Here is an 18617-nt window from a genome sequence, read left to right as displayed (position 1 = left end):
CCCGCGGCAGCGGCTACACCGAGTGGCGAGGAATCAGGGCGCCTGGGTGCTGGATCACCCGTGCCGCCAGGCGATGCCCGGCTTCGGCGGCTGACACCGGCTCCTGCCCTGACAAACGTGCAGCCAGGTAGGCGGCGCTGAACGAATCCCCCGCCGCCGTGGTATCCACCACCTTGCCCACTTGCTGCGCCGGCACCTGGTACAGGCCCTCGCCACAGCGCACCCAGCACGGCTGGGCACCGCACTTGACCACCACTTCGGCCAGCCCGGGATAGGCGGCCAGCACCGCTTCAGCATCGGCATGACCGAACAGCGCCTGTTCGTCATCCAGGGTCAGCAGCGCCAGGTCGACTTGCTCCAGCACCTGCCGGTAGGCCTGCCGCGCCTGTTCCACGGATGCCCAGAGCCTGGGCCGGTAGTTGTTGTCGAACACCACCTGCGCCCCTCGCCGACGGGCCTCGGGCAACAGTTCCAACAACCGGGCACGACCGGACTCGCCCAGCACCGCCAGGGTGATGCCGCTGAAATACAGCACGTCGTAGCCCTGCAACTGCTCCAGGATCGCCCCCGCCGCCGGGGTGGTGAAACAGTCGCGCACCGCCGCCTCGTTGCGCCAGTACAAAAAACGCCGCTCGCCCTGGGCGTCGGTCTGGATGCAATACAGCCCCGGCAGGCGCCCGGGCAGGCGCTGGACCTTGTCCAGGCCGATGCCCTCGGCGGCCCAGGCCTGGCACATGGCCTCGCTGAAACTGTCGTCGCCCAGGGCGGTGACGTAATCGACCCGGGCGCCCTCGCCCAGCTCGCGGGCCAGGTACACCGCAGTGTTCAAGGTATCGCCACCGAAGCTCTGTTGCAGGCTGCCGTCGGCACGGTGTTGCAGTTCGATCATGCATTCGCCGATCAAGGCGATGCGCGGGTTGGCGGTGTTCATGATGAGGGCATCTCTGGCGAGTATGTGTGTTGTCGGGGGAGGACATCATCACCTGCGCAGCAGGTGCCAGAATCAGAAGCAGGTCTCGAGGTTTTCCAAGACCCGCAAGTGCTCGTCCACCAGCAACCCGGTGCGCCATTTGTCGAACGTCAGGCACGGGTGGGAGGTGCCGAAGGAGAGGATGTCCCCCACCCGCAGCTGTACCCCAGGGGCAACGGTCAGGAACGCATGCTGGTCCATGACCGCGGTGACCTTGCAGCCACTGACGTCATCCCCGGCACTCGCCTCGGCCCCGGCCCGGTAGCGCCGCAATGGCAGCGGCAAGCCGGCGTCATGGGCCACGTCGCGCTTGCCCAGGGCCACCACCGCGAAGCCCGGCTCCGGCAGCGACTGCACATGGGCCCAGACCTCCATCGCCGGGCGCAGGCCTTCGTACAGGTCGCTGCGCCGGTCCAGCACGCAGCACTGGGCCTCTTTGTAGATCCCATGGTCATGGGCCACATAGCTGCCCGGGCGCAGCACGCTGAGGAACCGGCCCTTGGCGTTATGGGTCTCGAAAGACTCGGCGATCAGGTCGTACCAGGCCGACCCCGAAGCGGTGATGATCGGCCGCTCGATGGCGAACAGGCCGTCGTCTTGCAGGTCCACCGCCAGGCGCACCAGGGAGTCGGCGAAGCGGCGAATGCCCGCTACCGCCTGATCGCCATGGATCACCCCCTCGTAGCCTTCGATCCCGCACAGGGCCAGCGCCGGCTGGGCCTGGATCGCCCGGGCCAGTGCCACCACCTCCTGCTCGCTGCGGCAGCCGCAGCGCCCGCCCACCACGCCGTACTCGATCATCACCTTGAGGGTGACGCCGCGCTGGGCGAAAAACGCCCCCAGGTCGGCCACGTTGTCCGGGTGATCGACCATGCAATAGAAGTCGACATCCCCGGCGGCCAGCAACTCGGCCACCAGCGCCATGTTCGGCGCGCCCACCAGTTGGTTGGCCATCAGCACCCGGCGCACGCCATGGGCATAGGCCGCCCGCGCCTGCACGGCGGTGGCCAGGGTGATGCCCCAGGCGCCGGCGTCCAGCTGCCGCTGGAACAGCCCCGGCATCATGCTGGTCTTGCCATGGGGGGCCAGTTCGGCGCCGCTGGCGCTGACGAAAGCCTGCATCCAGCGGATGTTGTGTTCCAGGGCCTGGCGATGCAGCACCAGGGCCGGCAGGCTGACGTCCTTGAGCAAGCTGGCGCCGATGGCGGCCGCGCCCTTTTGCACCAGCGGCAGGTTCGAAACAGAAGACATGTGGCGACTCCTTGGCAAAGCGGCCAGCGACGGCCGCGGGGGTACAGGTTAGTCGTTGATCCGCCGGGCCAGGCGATCGGCGCTGTCGAGCAGCACCTGGCGATAGTGGCGGTAGTTGGCCTGGGCATCGGCCCGGGGCGCGACGATGCACAGGGTACAGACGCACACCCCATGCTCGTCGCGCACCGGCGCGGCAAAACAATGGGTGAAGGTGTCGGCGACGCTGTCGAAAGAGAAGAAACCTTCCGCGCTGGCCTGGCGGATTTCCTTGAGGAAAACCTCCAGCGACAAGCGCTGGCCATCGGGGAGGATGAAGTCCTGCTCGTCGATCAGCTCGACAATCTGCTCATCGCTCAAGTGCCCCAGCAGCAAGCGCCCGGACGCGGTCCAGGGAATGGGCGCGTTCTCGCCGATGTCCGAGGAAATGCGAAAGTGCCGCTCGCCCTCCTTCATCAGCGCCACCGTGTACTTGCGCCCATTGAGCAGGCACATCTGCGCGGTTTCGCCGGTCTGGGCGACGATGTCTTGCAGGGCCTGGCCGGCCTCGCGGCTCAGGTCGAAATGCCGCAAGTGCGCCTGGCCGAGAAAGTACAACTGGCGCCCCAGGTACACATGCCCGTCGCGCCCCACCGGCTCCAGGATGCGCCGCTCCAGCAGCGACTCCACCAGCTCGTAGACCGTGGACTTGGGGCTGCCCACGCCCTTGGCGATATCGTTGGGGCGCAGCGGCTGGCCGACCTCCTTGAGGAAGTCGAGGATATCGAACGCCCGGTCCAGGCCCCTGGCCCGGCGCTTGATGTTGTCTTCAGTCATCTTCGAACCATTCCCCCAAAGCACTCCCATTCACACCTCGACTTGCCGCTTGCAGCTAGCCGCTTACCGCTGCTTGTAAGCCACGCAGTCGATCTCGACCTTGCAGTCCACCATCATGCTGGCCTGCACACAGGCCCGGGCCGGCGCATGCTCGGGCTTGAAGTACTCGCCGAAGACCTTGTTGAAACTCCAGAAATCCCGCGGGTCATCCAGCCACACGCCAACGCGCACCACGTCCTCCAGGCCATAACCGGCCTCCTCGAGAATCGCCACCAGGTTGCGCATCGCCTGGTGCGTCTGCTCGACGATCCCGCCATGGACGATCTCGCCCTCCAGCGCCGGCACCTGGCCGGACACATGCAACCAGCCATCGGCCTCCACGGCGCGGGCGAAAGGACGCGGCTGGCCACCGCCTGCGGTGCTGCCAGTGCCATAACGGGTGATGCTCATGGGGTTTCTCCTGATTGAAGGTGGCCATCCACGACCACGCCTGAGAGCTTCGGAACCCGTCGCAGCAGCGACAGACCCCAAGTAAATTTCCGCTATAACGGAATTAAAATCGTAATAACGGAATATTTGCGAAGTTTGCCACACAAACCAACGGCGACAACAGAGGCAAATCGAACGCGCCCTCTCAGCCCTGTAGCCGCTGTCGAGCCCGGGCGAGGCTGCGACAAGGGCCCTTCAGCGGATTGACGATCCCACCGACCGCTACGCGCCCGTGCGCAGCCTGCGGCAGCGGCTATACAAGGCGACGCCAGGGCTTTCGCTCTGCTTAGACTTGCTTTGGCTTTTGATCCTGAAGGCCCCGTTGACCACGATGGCCGAACGCAGGCATTGAGCCGTGGGTGACCCGGCAGGACGCCGGGTTAGCCGCCTTGGGCCATGGATGGCTCATTGCCGCGGCCCATGGATCAATGCCAGAGAGAGAGTATGTCGAGCCTAGGCGAGGCACCGAGTGGAGGGGCAAGCGTATTTGCTTACTTTTTTGGCGAAGGCATCAATCAAAGTCGGAAACGCACAACACCCACCAGAGATTCCGAGCCCCCTGACACACCACATAAGCAGAAGAAATCGTCGACCCCCGGGTCAATTCACACCAATCGAGGCTGTCAAACCGATACACCACAAGCTCGGAAAACGGCGCCGGAAACACGGCCTCCAGCGCCTCTCCCACCAACCTCCGAGCATTGGCCAGGCTCAACCCGCGGGTCGAGTGATGACAGCCGCCCCGCAGCACCACCGCCAGCAGCGAGCCCTCGAACTCGTATCGATTCAGTAGGGAAAAAGGTCCGAACTCAGGCTCGACCTGCCCGATCGCCGTCGACCCGGCGAAGTCGCTGAAACGCTCCAGAAACTCGGCCAGTCGCCGCCCCTCACCCAGTACCTTGATACATGGATCTGGCTTGAAGAAGCTGGAAACCACCTCGCCACACTGGGCAAGCACCGCCAGCAGTTCGGCAAGGGGCGGCTTGTCGACGACGAACTCGCTGGCACCGGTCAAAGGCGCTCCCGCCTCGTGCTTCAGGTTCTGATCTTGACTCATGCTGGATACCCGACTTTCAACGCAAACAGGCAATCGCCCTGGCGGCTAACGCGTCTCGGGCGTTGGCGGCCGCCGATGACTGCAACGGCAGCGCTCAGAACGAACAGGCCAGAGGGGGCGACAATGTAGCGGCCGCCTACCTGAACGGCAAATCCGCAAGCCATCGTGCCCCAAGAGCCCACCGTGCTTACGCCTTGAACGTAAGGACCGGCGAAAACCGCGCAATCACCGACACCGTCCGCTCCTCCACCTGGGAACGAATCACCTGCCCGATCTCCTTGTACGCCCCCGGCGCCTCCTCGATCATCCGCTCCTCCTTGGTGGTGATGCACTCCACCCCCTGCAACCCCAGGAACGCCTTGTCCCGCTTGGCCCGCACGATCACGTCGCCACGCGACATCGAACGCCCGGCGCCGTGGCTGGCCGAACGCATCCAGCGCTCGTTGCCCAGGCCGGTCAGCAGGTAGGAATCGTGACCCATGCTCCCGGGAATCAGCAGCGGCTGCCCGGCATAGGCCGGGGTCGCGCCCTTGCGGTGCACGTTGCCCACCTCCTCGCGCAACACGATGTTGTGCGGCACATCGACAATCAGCGGTGCCTCGATCCCCGCGCCGAACACCTGCCGCGTGCGCTGGCGCACCATCTCGGCAATCAGCGCGCGGTTGGCATCGGCGTAATGCGCAGCACTGTGCATCGCCAGCAGGTACTCGTCGGCCATCTCGCCGAACAGGGCGAAGATCTTCGATTGCGGATGCTTCAGGCCCGCCGGCCACAAGGCCTTGGCCTTGTCCATCCAGCGCCGGCCGACATAGAACCCGACATCCCGCGAGCCGGTGTGGATCATCATCACCACCTGCCCCACCGCCAGGCCGTGGGTAAAGCAGGCCTGGCGATCCACCAGCTCGGTGACCACCTGGATCTCGACAAAGTGATTGCCGCCGCCCAGGGAGCCCAGGCCCGGATCCCGCAAGACCTGCCGCGACCGGTCCTGCAAGGCCTCCGGGCCATAGGCGGCGCGACCACGGGCAAAGGACGACTCATGCAGGCCGGCCAGCTCACGCTGCAACTGGGCGAAATCCGCCCCGGCGAACAAGCCCACCGGGGCCTGCTGCCGGACCTGGGCCCAGAAGTCGCCCAGGCCCGCCTCGAACAACGCGCTCATGGCTTGCGGGCTGGTGGGAATGTTGCGCGTGCCTTCCAACAGGTCACCCCGCACCAGGGCGGTCCACTTGGCCTTCTGCGCCATGAACTGCTCATAGTCCAGGCCCAGCTTGTGCAGGCGCATGCCGCAATTGATATCGGTGCCGATGGCCTGGGGCACCACCAGGTCGTGGCTGGTGACGATCACGCTGCCCACCGGAATCGAGCTGCCGGTGTGGAAGTCAGGCGTGGCGCAAGCGCACTTCACCTCACCGCCATGGGGGTGGGCGACGCGGGCGAAATCCATGAGCTGGGTGATGGCCTTCTCTTCGATGGCAAACCCTTCGGGCAGCAGCAGATCCGCCTTGAGCCCGGCGTCATTGATCGAGGAGATGGAAAGGGAATTGGAATTCAGGCGTTCGATGGCCACCCCGGAACGGGCGAGCTTGTGCTGAATTCTCTTGAACGGTACGTGGGTCATATTCGACTGCTTTTCTTGGACGCAACAAAACAACCACCCTTCTGGTGGCTGGAATTGTCTGGTCAGCAGCGAAACTTAGACGGCGCGTATGGTGATGAGCCCGCAGCTCCGTGTAAAGACCCGCCAGCCACTTTTTTGTAGCTCGCCCTACAGGCCGACCCTGCCACCGTTTGGCCTGGAAGGTGCTCAGGCCCGGCGCCGATGGTTCTCTTGAGGCCAATCGGCGCAGTCGCCGATCACGTCCCGGGGCACCTTGGTGCTCCTCCATCGAACAAGCTTTGCCGACCTCGTCGTTGGCCTCTTTCTACCAGGCCGCGCATACATCGGCCGCACTGGAGACTCCCTTGAAGATCGCCTCTTCAAGCGTCATGAAAACGAGACGGCAGAACCGGCAGGGACACCGCGGCCACGATGTAACATGTAGCAAGCTACACCGATGCCTCCCTGTCTCCATTGACTATCGCAAGGATTGCCCATGCCCCGCGCCATCACCCTGCTCACCGAAAACTTCGCCGACTGGGAAACCACCCTGGTCAACGCCACTGTCCGGGCCTACTACGGCTTCGACTGCCGCTACGCCAGCCCCGGCGGCACGCTCGTCACGTCCATGGGGGGCCTGCGAGTGACGCCCGACCTGGCACTGGAGGACATCGACCTGGAGCAACTCGACCTCTTGATGATCTGCGGCGGAACCTTCTGGCAGAGCGGCCAGCCCCTGGAGATCGGCGCCCTGCTGCGTGACGCCCAGGCACGTGGCATCGTGCTCGCCGGAATCTGCGACGGCACCCGGGCCCTGGCCCAGGCCGGGGTTCTCGATCACCTGCGGCACACCTCGAATTCGGCGGCCAACCTGCTGGCGGTGAACTACGGCGGCGCCGCGCATTACCAGGACGTAGCCCACGCCGTGGCCGACCAGCGCGTGATCACCGCGCCGGGCAGCGCCCCGGTGAGCTTCCTGGAACAGATCCTGCGCACCTTGGGTATCGACGATCAGAACCTGCGGGACTACATCGCCCTGCACGCTGCGCAACACCGCCGGCAAGGCTAGTCGGCCAGCGGGTTATCCACCGCCAGCACCGCTTCGTAGTGCCCGCTGACAGGCGCGAAGGAGACAAAGTCCTCGAGGCCGGGCTTTTGCAACCACAACCGCCCGCAGCGGCTGCACTCGTAGGCCGTGGAGGTGCAGGCCAGGTAGACGCTGGACAAGCGATCCTCGAAATACTCGGCGGGCCGGGGCCGCCAAGGCATCCGTGCCCGGGAACGCCAGCGCTTCGGCCCGCGTATCTTGCCCGGCGGCGACATGCATGCCCGACACCTGGCCTTCCTCGAATGGGCGGCAGCCTACGACAACGGCACCCGGGAAGGGCGCAACCGCCCACGACACCAGGCCTGGCTGGCACGGCTCGAGCGGCCCCAGGGGCATATCGACGGTTCGGTATCGGTACCACAGATGCTGGAGCAGGCCCTGGCGGTCATGGCCAGGAGCATTTGCTGATTGCCGTCACGGACCCGGGCATCGGTCCTGGATGACTGAAGCGCCCACCGGTCGGCGAGCACCAGAATTGGACACGCCACAAGGGCGTCTCAATGGAACAGGGAAGACGCCGCCCAAGCGAAGCACGTCAAGACCAACGCCATTCCCATCACATACACCGCCAACGCACGCCCCACGCAACCACCCCACGCAACAGACTCATGACTTGCAGTCGTTCGACGAACGACCAATAGCGCGCATTCTAGCAGCGCGCGCCGTCATATTGACACGATCCTCACCGCCATTTTTCAGACATCCCGATAAATGGCGATCAGCGTCATTTTTATGACGAAATATCACCAAAGATTGACTTTCAGCCCTGGAACCGGGGACTGGCCGACACATCCTTTTGCATTTTCCGAACGATTTATCCCAGGCTCCCGGAACTTCGATTTCGTCCCACTGCCAGACGCCCTCTTTTCTTTGCAACCTCGCCCTTGAGCGGCCGCCAGGGTTCCGCCTCCTGGTTGGACAAGAGTGGAGCCCACTGCTTTCATTCAGGACCAGGCCCGGTTGCATCACTACCCAGGAGGGGTCAATGCCATTCAAAGTCATGATGGTTTTCGGAACACGCCCAGAGGCAATCAAGATGGCGCCCCTGGCGCGAGCCCTGCGTCAATGGCCAGGAATCGAACTGCACATCTGCTCCACCGGACAGCACCGGGAGATGCTCAAGCAGGTGCTCGATTCGTTCGAGCTGGAGGTCGACGAAGACCTGCAGGTCATGACCCAGGGCCAGTCCCTGAATGGCCTTTCCCAGCAATTGCTGATCAACCTGGATGCCACCTACGAGCGCCTGTGCCCGGACATGGTACTGGTGCATGGCGACACCACCACCAGCTTCATCGCCGCCCTGGCCGCGTTCAACCGCCAGCTCCCCATCGGCCACGTCGAGGCCGGCCTGCGTACCGGCAACCTCAAGGCGCCCTGGCCGGAAGAGGCCAACCGCCGCCTGACCGGGGTGATCGCCGACCTGCATTTCGCCCCTACTGCCAAATGCGAGGCCAACCTGCTGCGTGAAGGCGTGCCGGAAGCCAATATCGAGATCACCGGCAACACCGTGATCGACGCCCTGCTGTGGATGCGCGGCCACCAGGAAGAACTGCACTGGCGGCCAAGCGCCCATTCACCGCTGGCGATCCTCGACGACAGCCGGCGCATGGTGTTGGTCACCGGCCACCGCCGGGAAAACTTCGGCGATGGTTTCCAGCAGATCTGCGAAGCTTTGGCCGAACTGGGACAGCGCTACCCGGACGTCCAGTTCGTGTACCCGGTCCACCTCAATCCCCAGGTACAGAGCGCGGTATACGGCCTGCTGTCGGACAAGCCCAACATCTACCTGATCCCGCCCCAGGACTATCAGCATTTTGTCTGGCTGATGGGACGCTCGTACTTCATTCTCAGCGACTCCGGGGGTATCCAGGAGGAAGCCCCGGCCATCGGCAAGCCGCTACTGGTGCTGCGCGAGGTCACCGAACGCCCCGCCGTGCTCGAAGGCGGCACCGTGCTTTTGGTGGGCACCGACCGTGAGCGCATCGTGCGCCACGCCAGCGAACTGCTGGACGATCAACAGGTGTATGCACGCATGAGCCGGGTCCACAGCCCCTATGGCGATGGCCACGCCAGCGAACACATCGCCCGCCGCTTGAGCGCCTGGCTGGAGGCTCAAGCCGCGGGTGGCCCCGCATGAACCTGGAGCTGATCGATTTTTTCATCTACATCCTCTATGGCCTGAAGTACCTGGCCATCACCCTGGCCCTGCTGATGTTCCTGTTGGGCCTGGATGACCTGTTCATCGACCTGGTGTACTGGACCCGCAAGCTGATCCGGCGCTGGCGCATCTACGAGAAGTTCCAGCGGGCAGACGAGCAACGGCTGTTCGAGGCCGCGGAAAAACCCCTGGCGATCATGGTCCCGGCCTGGAACGAGGTCGGCGTGGTGGGCGAGATGGCGCGCCTGGCCGCCTCCACCATCGACTACCAGAACTACCAGATCTTCGTCGGCACCTACCCCAACGACGCCGAGACCCAGGCCGACGTCGACGCGGTGTGCCAGCACTACCCCAATGTGCACAAGGTGGTCTGCGCGCGCCCCGGCCCCACCAGCAAGGCCGACTGCCTGAACAACATCATCGACGCCATCCTGCGCTTCGAGAGCGAGGCGAAGATCGAATTCGCCGGATTCATCCTGCATGACGGAAGACGTGATCTCGCCCATGGAACTGCGCCTGTTCAACTACCTGCTGCCCAACAAGGACCTGATCCAGATCCCGGTCTATCCCTACGCACCGCAATGGCAGGGCTTCACCGCCGGCCACTACGTCGACGAGTTCGCCGAGAACCACGGCAAGGACGTGATCGTGCGCGAGGCCCTGACCGGCCAGGTGCCCAGCGCCGGGGTCGGCACCTGCTTCAGCCGCCGGGCCATCAGCGCCCTGCTGGAAGACGGCGACGGCATCGCCTTCGACGTGCAGAGCCTGACCGAGGACTACGACATCGGCTTTCGCCTGAAGCAAAAGGGCATGAAGTGCATTTTCGCCCGCTACTCGGTGAACGATCCGAAGCTGGCCCTGGATTATGAGTGGGCCCCGGGGATGAACCGCCAGTTCGCCCAGGTGATCTGCGTGCGCGAGCATTTCCCCCGGGACTGGCAGCACGCCGTCCGGCAGAAGTCGCGCTGGATCGTCGGCATCGTGTTCCAGGGCACCACCAACCTGGGCTGGAGCCGCAAGAACCTGCTCAACTACTTCCTCTGGCGCGATCGCCGCGGGCTGATCGCCTACCTGCTGAGTTTCCTGGTGAACCTGCTGCTCCTGGTCCTGCTGGGCATGTGGCTGATCACCGTGCTGTCCCCGGACGCCTGGCACTTCCAGTCGATCCTCAGCGACAGCCCGCTGCTGGCGGCGCTGCTCTGGCTCAACGGCCTGATGCTGGCCAACCGCCTGTTCCAGCGCGCCTGGTTCGTCACCCGTTTCTATGGCCTGGGCCAGGGCCTGCTCTCGGCTCCACGCATGATGTGGAGCAACTTCGTCAATTTCTTCGCCAACCTGCGGGCACTGCGCCAGGTCTTGCAGATGGGCGACTCGCGACGGGTCGCCTGGGACAAGACCACCCATGAATTCCCGGCCCTGACCAAGGCACAGCGCACGCCCCTGGGCCATCGCCTGGTGGACAAGGGCCTGCTCAGCGAAGCACAGCTCGAAGCCGTGCTCACCAGCCCGCTGCACCGGCGCCTGGGACGCGAACTGCTGGTGCGCGGCTACATCGACAGCCTCCAGCTGGTACAGGAGCTGGCCGCGCAGTTCGAGCTGGAGTGGGCACCGCTCAATCCGTTCAAGCTCGATCCCCAACTGATCGCCAGCGTGCCCCGGCGCATCGCCGTGCAGTACGGCGTGCTGCCGGTCATGGACGAGGATGGCACGCTGGTCCTGGCCTCCGAGGACCCGGTCAGCCAAGTCTCGCTGGGGGCCATCAGCCGCCAGCTCAAGCGCCCGGTCAAATGCCGCCTGGCGCCTCAGGGCCGAGTGACCCTGGGTATCCGCCACTGGTACCCGGGCAAGCACCAGGGCGAGGAAACCCGGCGCATGCTCGCCACCCTGGAACGGCACCAGGATGACGAGGCGCTGCTCGAACGGGTCAGCCATCACCAGGTGCAGATCGGCCGCCTGCTGCAAGCACACGGCCTGGTCCCGGCGAGCCTGTTCAACCAGGCCATGATCGACTACGACGCCGACCGCGGCTCCCTGGGCGAGCACCTGGTCGAACGCGGCATGATCACCGCCCAGGTGCTGCAACAGGCCCTGGCCGACCAGGCCGAGGAACAACAGGCGGCCTACAGCATCGTGGCGCAGGTGGCCCCATGAACAAGCGCACCCCTTGGCTGCTGGGCAGCCTGCTGCTGGGCCTGTCCGGCACGGTCCTGGCCCAGGAACTGACCGAGTTCGAGCGTTTTCGCAGCTATCCCTACCTCGACCGTGGCTACCGCGAAGCACAGAAGGGCAACTGGAAGGAAGTCGAGCGCCTGACCCGGCACCTGCTGCAGCGCGTGCCCAGGAACCAGGAAGCCCAGGGCCTGCTGGCCCAGTCCCTGGCCAAGCAGCGGCGCTACAAGGATGCGGTGCAAGCCATGGCCAACGCCCCCCAGGACAGCGAGGCGCTACTGGACCTGCACCTGACCTGGATCGACCAGGACCCGCCCGCCCCGGAGCAAGTGCAACGCTGGCTCGACAGCGCTCCCCCGGCCCAGCGCACCCAGTTGTGGCAGGCCTATAGCCTGAGCCTGGCCACCTCCGGCGGCCCCCAGCGCGCCTACGACTGGCTGGCACAGTTGCCGGCCAAGGGCGACGACGCCGAACTGCGCCAGGCCCGGGCCAACTGGTCCGAGCAGTTGAGCAACAGCGGCGACACCATCGCTCAGCTCGAACCGCTGGCCGCCAGCAGGCAGCTGGACGCCGAAGGCTGGCAACGCCTGGCCAACGCCTACATGCAGCACCTGGACGAAACCAAGCTGGAACGACTGCTCGAGCAGGCGCCCAGCCCCCAAGCGGCGCATCAGGTACACCGGGCGATGATCCAGCGGGCCATCGCCCTGGGCCGCAACAACCAGGCCCAACGCTGGATCCTGCGCCTGTCGCCGGCCGAGCAGGCCGACCCGGCGATCCGCCTGCAGCACTGGGAACTGGCCCGCGAGGAGAACGATAGCGACACCGTGCGCCGCCTCAGCGACGAACTGCGCCGCCCCTGCCTGGAGACCGTCGAATGGCTCTCGCGGCACGACCCGGATGCGGCCCTCAAGCAACTGCGCCAGTGCTCGCCCCAGGATGATCCCCAAGCCTGGCTGGTGCTGGCCCAGCGCCTGCAGGCCAGCGACCTGCTGCAAAACCAGAGCCTGCCCGAACCCTGGGACACGGCCCGGCGCGAGCGGCTGATCGAGGTCTGGCAGGAACAGGGCCAGGGCGCCCGGGCGCTGCAATGGCTGGGCCAGCAACCGCAGACGCTGCCAGTGCTGAAAAAGCGCGCCGAGCTGCTCCAGGCCCAGGGCCGCAACCGCGAGGCCGCCGAGTTGTGGGAGCGCCAGTACCGCCAGGGCGGCAACCTCACGGCCCTGGACCAGGCCACCTACCTGGCCCTGGCCGCTGGACGCCAGCCCCATGCCCAGGCCCTGCTGGAGCAAGCCTACGACCGCCACGCGGGCGCCCTGCCCGCCCCGCTGCTGCAGCGCCTGGCCGGGCTCTATGCCGCCACGCCGCAGTTGAACCCGCTGCAATTGCAGCGCATGACAGGGCTGATCAAGCGGACCGCCCCCGCCACCCGCAGCCAGCTATTGGCCCAGCTGGCCGAAAACGGGCACTGCGATGTGGTACGGCAGAGCATTGGCCAGCAACCCCGGGATGCGAGCGAATATCGCGCACTGGGGCGCTGCGCCATGCCCGGGCAACCCGGCGCCGCCGTGGCCTGGTACCAGGCCGCCGAACGCCTGGGCGACCGTGGCAGCCGCCTGCCCCTGGCCTATGCCCTGGAGGCCGCTGGCGACTCGGCCGCGGCCCTGACCGCCTGGCGTAGCGTCCCGGATGCGCAATTGAGCGATAACGCCCGGCTCACCGCCAGCCGCAGCGCCTTAAACGTCGGCGACAACCCCAGCGCCGAACGCTACTGGCAGCAAAGCAGCAGCCGTGGTGCCAACGAGTGGGCACTGGGCGCGGCGATCGCCGAGCAACGCGGCGACTACCCGACAGCCCTGCAACGCCAGCACCAGGCGCTGGCCCAGTCACCCGACGCCGGGCACTACTACGCGGCCTCGATTACCGCGCAAAAGGCCGGCGAGCCGGAACAAAGCACCCAGTGGCTGGCCGAGGCCGTGCGCCGGCAACCGGACAACTCGCGCTTTGCTGCCGACTACGGCATGCGCCTGGCCGCCACCGACACCCCGGAGCAACGGCGCCTGGCCATTGCCCACCTGCAACGGGCCACCGGTGATTTCCCCGAGGATTATCGCCTGGGCGAAGCCCTGGCCTGGCGTTACGCCGAAGCCGAAGACAGCACCGCCGCCCGCCAGGAGCTGCGCCGGGTCATCGACCTGGAGCAGAACCCGGTGGCCGGCGACGACGAGAACGGCAGCCTGGAAGCGCGCCGCTATCGCCAGCGCCGCGCCCACGAGGCCCTGTCCCGGCGCGATAGCGTGACCATCGCCAGCACCTGGTCACCAGGCGGGGTATCGACCAACAACAACCTACTGCCGGACAACAGCGTCAAGGGCAGCCGGCGCCACCCTCAGTCGCAGAACGTACAGATGGCCCTGTGGGATCACGCCCTGGGCGAGGAACCGAGCCGCAACGGCAGCAGCCTGTCGGTCTACGGCCGCACCTTGCTGGGTGGCCAGGGGCGCTCGTCCTATGGCGAATCGGCCGCGGCCGGGGTCGGCTTGCGCTACAAGCCCTGGGGCAACGCCAACGTCAACTTCTACGGCGAGATCTACAAGCAGAGCCAGTTCGACGACCACGACAACCACGGCCTGAGCCTGGGCCAGATGCTCGACCCCGGGCGACTGCTGGACCAGCTCAACGACCATCGCAAGCGTGGCCACACCAGTACCGACTACCTGCTGCGGGCCACCGCCTCGGTCCTCGACCAGGGCCGCTACCGCAACGACTGGCGCATCGACGAAAGCGACTGGGACGAACGTTTCCTCTACCTGGATGCGGCCTGGTGGACCAAGGCCGGCGACCACCAATGGCTGTCGCGCTACCAGCAGGGCCATGCCTGGAAGCTGCCGGTGGGCAGCCCACAGACCATCATGCCCTACGGTTTTCTCGAGTTCGCCGCCCAGGACCCGAGCAACGACTGGCGCCAGGACCTGCGCACCGGACTCGGCCTGCGCTGGCAATACTGGTTCGATGACGACCAATACAACGCCTATCGCTCGCGCCTGACCGTGCGCACCGAGTACCAGCAATCCCTTGGCGGCAATCTGTATGAAGGCGGCAATGGCATCCTGGTGGGCGTGGAGCTGAATTTCTGATGAAACGACTGATGTACATCACCCTGCTGTGGCTGGGCCTGGGCCTGCACGCCCAGGCCGAGGAACGGTTGTTCTACCAACCCTTGAACAGCGATTCGGCCCTGGGCCGCGAACAATGGCGCAAGATCTGGCAGGACAGCGCCCGCAACGGCGTAAAGACCCTGATCGTGCAGTGGACCGCCTACGGCGACTCGCACTTCGGCGGCGCCCATGGCTGGCTCGCCGACAGCCTGCGCCAGGCCCGCGAACAGGGCCTGCAACTGGTGCTGGGGCTGTACATGGACCCGGCCTACTACCCGCGCATCGAGCAACTGGACAGCGCCGGCCTGGAAACCTACTGGCAGGCCCAACTGGGCACTTCCCTGGCGCGCCAGCGCAAGCTGCGCGAGGACTGGCAACTGCCGGTCAGCGGCTGGTACCTGCCCATGGAACTGGACGACCTGCATTTTCTCGATGCCCAGCGCCGGACCACCCTGCAACGCCAGCTCAAGGACTTCGCCCGCCAGCTCGACGCGCCACTGCACCTGAGCGCCTTCAGCGCCGGACACCTGGCACCGCAGGTAAATGGCGCCTGGCTCGGCGAACTGGCCAGCGCCGGCCTGCAGGTCTGGTGGCAAGATGGCGCCGGCACCGCACGCCTGGCCCCCATGGTGCGCGACAGCTATGCCAGCGCCCTGCCCTGTGGGGTCGGCATCGTCCACGAGGCCTTCCGCCAGACCAGCGGCGAAGGCCAGCCGTTTCGCGCGGAACCTGCGACTCCCGATGCACGACCGGCCGGCTGCCATGCCAGCGCGGTGTTCTCCCTGCGCTACCGACCCTGGGGCCAGGCCTTGCGCACTCCTTAGCTCACTCAAGGGCCGGCGATGTTCAGGACCATTGAAGAACAGGTACTCAGCCAGGCCGCCCCGGCGGCCTTGAAAAACGAATTCGCCCAGTACGACTTCGAACGCCTGCACAGCTTCTGCATCCTGACCTACATCGCCAGCCTGAGCATCTGGCTGATCTTCGACCTGATCGTCAGCTTTCCCGGCCAGCAGGGCTTCACCTTCCTTTCGCTGGTATTCCTGACCTTACTGGTGATCGACACCATCATCCTGGGCTTCACCCACAAAGCCCGGCACTTCCAATGGGTCAACCTGCTGTTCGTGCTGGTCATTGCCCTGGCCGTGCGCCTGGTGATCGAGGGCCTGCCCATGGAGCTGCACCCGGTCTGGCTGATCCTCGGCGCCTCGAGCATTCTCTACAGCGCCTCGGTGATGCCGTTGCGGCGCTGGTCGTTCTTCGTCGCGGTGCTGATCACCTGGAGCGTGCTCAATCCTTACTGGATGACCCGCACCTCGATCAGCGAACTCAAGGGCCTGATCGTCCTGGCCTACTCGCTGTTCCTCACCGCGCTGACCCTGTACAGCTTCATCACCCTGCGCCAGGCCCGGCTGTACAACTACATCATGGCCAAGCGCCTGCTGGAGCAGGCCTATGTCGACGCCCTGACCGAGATTCCCAACCGCCGCTCATTCATGGCCCGCGCCGACCAGCGCCTCAAGGTCCGGCCCCGGGAACCCGAGCATTACCTGGCGATGATCGACATCGACAATTTCAAGAAGATCAACGACCGCTATGGGCACGACAGCGGCGACGAGGTACTCAAGCGCGTCGCCGCCGACATCCAGTCGGTGATGGTGGATTTCGACTATGCGCGCCTGGGCGGCGAGGAGTTCGCCGTCTACCTGCCGGGGGTACGGCGCGAAGCCGTGGAACTGCTGGCCGCACGCTTGTGCCAGCGGGTGCGCGAGCAGTCGGCTGGGCCGCCGGTGACCATCAGCATCGGCCTGGCCCGGGTCGAGGACGACGACAGCCTGAACCAGGTGCTGGTCAAGGCCGACCAGGCCCTGTACCAGTCCAAGCACAGCGGCAAGGATCGCTATACCTTCCACGCCAGCTTGTGAGCCTTGGCCAGGCGCCGATCTGTGTTGCCCGGCTCAAGCCTGGGAGCCGCGATCGTCAACCCGCTCCCCAGCCAGCAGCAAGACCCGGGTCACCCGCCGTTCCTCGACCGTCATCACCCGGAGGCTCCAGCCTTGCCACTCCAGGCAATCGCCCTTGACCGGCAAGCGGTCCAGCAGGCTCATGACCAGTCCGGCCAGGGTCTGGTAGTCCTCGGTCGGTTCGGCGGCGAAGCCGGTGCGCTGGCGGATCTGCGCCAGGTTCAAGGCACCGCTGACCAGGAACCCGCCCTGCTCCTCGACGATGTCCGGACCTTCGATTTCGCTGGCGTCAGGCAACTCGCCAGCGATGGACTCGAGGATGTCGGTCATGCTCAGGACGCCGACGAAATCGCCGAACTCGTTGATCACGAAGGCGATGTGGGTCGAGGCCTTGCGCATCTGCTCCAGGGCATTGAGGACCGTGAAGCTGTCCAGCAGGTTGATCGTCGTACGCGCCAGATGCGCAAGGTTCGGCGGGTTGCCGGCCAGGTACTCCTTGAGCAGTTCCTTCTTGTGCACGAAGCCCAGCGGCTCCTCCACCGCGCCGTCGCGAATCAGCGGCAGGCGTGAGTAGGACGAATGCATCAGTTTCTCGCGGATGCTTTCGGCGTCGTCGGCCAGGTCGATGTAGTCGACGTCGGCACGTACCGTCATCAGGCTGCGGATCGGGCGTTCGGCCAGTTGCAGTACGCCGCTGATCATCACCCGCTCGCGGCGGTCGAACAGCTCGTTGGGCGCGGTCTCGTCGCCTTCCACCAGGTCGGCGATATCCTCGCCCACCTCCTCCGCTGCCAGCTTGCGCCCACCCAGCAGGCGCATCACCGCGTGGGCCGTACGCTCGCGCATGGGCCGCAGGCCCTGCATGGACTTCTTGCGCCGGGCCCGGGCGATCTGGTTGAACAGCTCGATCAGGATCGAGAAGCCAATGGCCGCGTACAGGTAGCCCTTGGGAATGTGGAAACCCAGGCCCTCGGCGGTCAGGCTGAAGCCGATCATCATCAGAAAGCCCAGGCACAACATGATCACCGTCGGGTGGCTGTTGACGAAGCGGGTCAGCGGCTTGCTGGCCACGATCATCACGCCGATGGACACCACCACCGCGATCATCATCACCGCCAGTTCATCGACCATGCCCACGGCGGTGATCACCGCGTCCAGGGAGAACACCGCATCGAGCACCACGATCTGCGCCACGATGGGCCAGAACAGCGCATAACCGGCGTTGCTGGCCCGCTGGCTGACATGGCCCTCGAGGCGCTCGTGCAACTCCATGGTGGCCTTGAACAACAGGAACACACCACCGAACAGCAGGATCAGGTCACGGCCCGAGAAGCTCTTGCCCCATACCTCGAACAACGGCTGGGTCAGGGTCACCATCCAGGAAATACTGGCCAGCAGGCCCAGGCGCATCAGCAGAGCCAGGGACAGGCCGATGATCCGCGCCCGATCGCGCTGATGGGGCGGCAGCTTGTCGGCGAGGATGGCGATGAACACCAGATTATCGATGCCCAGCACCAGCTCCAGGATGATCAGGGTCAAGAGGCCAAGCCAGGCCGTGGGGTCTGCGATCCATTCCATACGATTCAGGTTCCTCAAGCGGCCAGGCGCGACACGACGCCAAGGCGCAAGGCCTCGGGGACGTTCTGGCAAGGGTGGGAAGCGGCGGATGCCGGGAAAACGTGGCTACTGGCAGGGCAGCCTGGGCGCCTGCGCCTCAGGATGACGCAGTGGCGTGGGAAAGCAGGGGGTAAGGCGGGATGAGAGCACCGACTGGGAGGCTCCGAGAGCGTGTTCATGCAAGTCCTGAGTGAAAAAACGGATTGGGAGATTACAAGGCCCGGGCTTCGTAGCCCCAGCGGCAAATCATTACAAGATTTTAT

General features: G+C 65.5%; 14 protein-coding genes and 1 pseudogene. 7 read left to right on the top strand and 8 right to left on the bottom strand.

Annotated elements, in window-relative coordinates; translation table 11 throughout:
• Positions 1 to 13: 13 nt before the first annotated feature.
• The 6 genes from H7A76_RS26125 to H7A76_RS26100 form a co-directional block, all read right to left on the bottom strand.
• Positions 14 to 931, bottom strand: coding sequence for a sugar kinase (locus H7A76_RS26125; RefSeq protein WP_185701180.1), 918 nt, complete (start codon positions 929 to 931; stop codon positions 14 to 16).
• Between the two features lie 72 nt (positions 932 to 1003).
• Complete coding sequence (locus tag H7A76_RS26120) at positions 1004 to 2221, bottom strand: amino acid deaminase (protein ID WP_185701179.1); 1218 nt, start codon at positions 2219 to 2221, stop codon at positions 1004 to 1006.
• 48 nt (positions 2222 to 2269) lie between these two features.
• Entirely contained in the window at positions 2270 to 3034 is a 765-nt protein-coding gene (locus H7A76_RS26115) for an IclR family transcriptional regulator (protein ID WP_185701178.1), read from the bottom strand.
• A 63-nt stretch (positions 3035 to 3097) separates the two neighbouring features.
• On the bottom strand, positions 3098 to 3484 hold the full coding sequence (locus H7A76_RS26110) for a RidA family protein (protein ID WP_185701177.1): 387 nt from the start codon (positions 3482 to 3484) through the stop codon (positions 3098 to 3100).
• Positions 3485 to 4034: 550 nt separating this feature from the next.
• On the bottom strand, positions 4035 to 4580 hold the full coding sequence (locus H7A76_RS26105; RefSeq protein ID WP_185701176.1) for a hypothetical protein: 546 nt from the start codon (positions 4578 to 4580) through the stop codon (positions 4035 to 4037).
• A 187-nt stretch (positions 4581 to 4767) separates the two neighbouring features.
• Positions 4768 to 6201 (bottom strand): RtcB family protein, encoded by a 1434-nt coding sequence (locus H7A76_RS26100; RefSeq protein WP_185701175.1) that lies wholly within the window; start codon positions 6199 to 6201, stop codon positions 4768 to 4770.
• A 475-nt stretch (positions 6202 to 6676) separates the two neighbouring features.
• On the opposite strand from H7A76_RS26100, the gene H7A76_RS26095 reads away from it, so the two are divergent.
• Entirely contained in the window at positions 6677 to 7249 is a 573-nt protein-coding gene (locus H7A76_RS26095; protein ID WP_185701174.1) for a type 1 glutamine amidotransferase family protein, read from the top strand.
• Here the strand turns inward: H7A76_RS26095 and H7A76_RS26090 are convergent.
• A complete protein-coding gene (locus H7A76_RS26090; RefSeq protein WP_185701173.1) occupies positions 7246 to 7503 on the bottom strand; it encodes a hypothetical protein in 258 nt (85 codons plus the stop codon). The genes H7A76_RS26095 and H7A76_RS26090 overlap by 4 nt on opposite strands.
• Between H7A76_RS26090 and H7A76_RS26085 the strand changes: the two genes are divergently transcribed.
• The 6 genes and pseudogenes from H7A76_RS26085 to H7A76_RS26060 all read left to right on the top strand — a co-directional run bounded on the left by H7A76_RS26085 (position 7502) and on the right by H7A76_RS26060 (position 16698).
• Positions 7502 to 7696 (top strand): hypothetical protein, encoded by a 195-nt coding sequence (locus H7A76_RS26085; protein WP_185701172.1) that lies wholly within the window; start codon positions 7502 to 7504, stop codon positions 7694 to 7696. The two genes, H7A76_RS26090 and H7A76_RS26085, sit on opposite strands and share 2 nt — an antisense overlap.
• Before the next feature lie 577 nt (positions 7697 to 8273).
• Positions 8274 to 9425 carry a non-hydrolyzing UDP-N-acetylglucosamine 2-epimerase gene (gene wecB, locus H7A76_RS26080; RefSeq protein ID WP_185701171.1) on the top strand — a complete coding sequence of 384 codons (1152 nt, stop codon included), beginning with the start codon at positions 8274 to 8276 and terminating at the stop codon, positions 9423 to 9425.
• Positions 9422 to 11597 (top strand): annotated as a pseudogene (gene nrfB, locus H7A76_RS32645) (cyclic di-3',5'-guanylate-activated glycosyltransferase NrfB). Before wecB ends, nrfB begins: the two are co-directional and overlap by 4 nt.
• Complete coding sequence (locus H7A76_RS26070; protein WP_185701170.1) at positions 11594 to 14752, top strand: NfrA family protein; 3159 nt, start codon at positions 11594 to 11596, stop codon at positions 14750 to 14752. The pseudogene nrfB and the gene H7A76_RS26070 overlap by 4 nt, the downstream one beginning before the upstream one ends.
• Positions 14752 to 15597, top strand: coding sequence for a DUF4434 family protein (locus H7A76_RS26065; RefSeq protein WP_185701169.1), 846 nt, complete (start codon positions 14752 to 14754; stop codon positions 15595 to 15597). The genes H7A76_RS26070 and H7A76_RS26065 overlap by 1 nt, the downstream gene beginning before the upstream one ends.
• An 18-nt stretch (positions 15598 to 15615) precedes the next feature.
• Positions 15616 to 16698, top strand: coding sequence for a GGDEF domain-containing protein (locus H7A76_RS26060; protein ID WP_185701168.1), 1083 nt, complete (start codon positions 15616 to 15618; stop codon positions 16696 to 16698).
• Between the two features lie 33 nt (positions 16699 to 16731).
• Here the strand turns inward: H7A76_RS26060 and H7A76_RS26055 are convergent, their stop codons facing one another.
• On the bottom strand, positions 16732 to 18315 hold the full coding sequence (locus H7A76_RS26055; RefSeq protein ID WP_185701167.1) for a TerC family protein: 1584 nt from the start codon (positions 18313 to 18315) through the stop codon (positions 16732 to 16734).
• Positions 18316 to 18617: the final 302 nt, after the last annotated feature.

It is taken from the genome of Pseudomonas sp. MSSRFD41 (genome assembly GCF_014230245.1).
Lineage (GTDB): Bacteria > Pseudomonadota > Gammaproteobacteria > Pseudomonadales > Pseudomonadaceae > Aquipseudomonas > Aquipseudomonas piscis.
Note: the sequence above shows the minus strand (reverse complement) of the source record. Positions and strands in the feature narration are given on the sequence as shown.

Excerpts from the sequence above, each read along its gene's own strand:
- H7A76_RS26060 (WP_185701168.1), top strand. The coding sequence starts at position 15,616 with ATGTTCAGGACCATTGAAGAACAGGTACTCAGCCAGGCCGCCCCGGCG.
- H7A76_RS26055 (WP_185701167.1), bottom strand. The coding sequence starts at position 18,315 with ATGGAATGGATCGCAGACCCCACGGCCTGGCTTGGCCTCTTGACCCTG.
- H7A76_RS26100 (WP_185701175.1), bottom strand. The coding sequence starts at position 6,201 with ATGACCCACGTACCGTTCAAGAGAATTCAGCACAAGCTCGCCCGTTCC.
- H7A76_RS26065 (WP_185701169.1), top strand. The coding sequence starts at position 14,752 with ATGAAACGACTGATGTACATCACCCTGCTGTGGCTGGGCCTGGGCCTG.
- H7A76_RS26085 (WP_185701172.1), top strand. The coding sequence starts at position 7,502 with ATGCATGCCCGACACCTGGCCTTCCTCGAATGGGCGGCAGCCTACGAC.
- H7A76_RS26090 (WP_185701173.1), bottom strand. The coding sequence starts at position 7,503 with ATGTCGCCGCCGGGCAAGATACGCGGGCCGAAGCGCTGGCGTTCCCGG.
- H7A76_RS26110 (WP_185701177.1), bottom strand. The coding sequence starts at position 3,484 with ATGAGCATCACCCGTTATGGCACTGGCAGCACCGCAGGCGGTGGCCAG.
- H7A76_RS26125 (WP_185701180.1), bottom strand. The coding sequence starts at position 931 with ATGAACACCGCCAACCCGCGCATCGCCTTGATCGGCGAATGCATGATC.
- H7A76_RS26095 (WP_185701174.1), top strand. The coding sequence starts at position 6,677 with ATGCCCCGCGCCATCACCCTGCTCACCGAAAACTTCGCCGACTGGGAA.
- H7A76_RS26120 (WP_185701179.1), bottom strand. The coding sequence starts at position 2,221 with ATGTCTTCTGTTTCGAACCTGCCGCTGGTGCAAAAGGGCGCGGCCGCC.
- H7A76_RS26070 (WP_185701170.1), top strand. The coding sequence starts at position 11,594 with ATGAACAAGCGCACCCCTTGGCTGCTGGGCAGCCTGCTGCTGGGCCTG.
- wecB (WP_185701171.1), top strand. The coding sequence starts at position 8,274 with ATGCCATTCAAAGTCATGATGGTTTTCGGAACACGCCCAGAGGCAATC.
- H7A76_RS26105 (WP_185701176.1), bottom strand. The coding sequence starts at position 4,580 with ATGAGTCAAGATCAGAACCTGAAGCACGAGGCGGGAGCGCCTTTGACC.
- H7A76_RS26115 (WP_185701178.1), bottom strand. The coding sequence starts at position 3,034 with ATGACTGAAGACAACATCAAGCGCCGGGCCAGGGGCCTGGACCGGGCG.